Source organism: Campylobacter sp. 2018MI13, assembly GCF_018501135.1.
Classification (GTDB): Bacteria; Campylobacterota; Campylobacteria; order Campylobacterales; family Campylobacteraceae; genus Campylobacter_E.
Genome location: NZ_JAHCZC010000203.1, coordinates 1 through 471, shown reverse-complemented (window position 1 = coordinate 471; position 471 = coordinate 1). Strand labels below are relative to the sequence as shown.

Annotated in this window: 1 protein-coding gene; it reads left to right on the top strand. The window is 36.3% G+C overall.

All coding sequences use genetic code 11. The features are described 5' to 3' along the window. Positions 1-471, top strand: a 471-nt coding sequence (locus KJQ99_RS09645; RefSeq protein ID WP_284467058.1) for a flagellin hook IN motif-containing protein, incomplete at both ends; no start/stop codon positions are given.

The following is a 471-nucleotide window of genomic DNA, read 5'->3' as shown; positions in this document are numbered from 1 at the left end:
TAGACAATATTGGTAATACTACATCATTCAATGGTCAAAAGCTTCTAAGTGGAACGTTTTCAAACAAAGAATTTCAAATTGGTGCATATTCTAATGAGACAGTTAAGGCTAGTATTGGGGCAACTACGTCTGATAAGATTGGGTTAACTAGGTTTGAGACTGGGCATAATGTGAGAGCGGCGGATTTAACAGGAACTGCTAGTGTAACATTTAAAAATGTTGATGGTATCAACGATGTAACAATAGAACCTGTAAAACTTACAAATGGTAAAGGCGATGTAAGTGCTAGCACAGGTCTTGGAGCGTTAGCAGAAGCAATTAATAAAGCTAGTGATAAGACAGGTATTAAAGCTAGTGTAACTGCTATTTCAACATTTGAGCAACCTATTAAAGCTGGTGAAACTACTTCAAATTTCTCAATCAATGGTGTAAAAATCGGAACAGTAAGCGTTCAAGAAAAAGACGCTAATG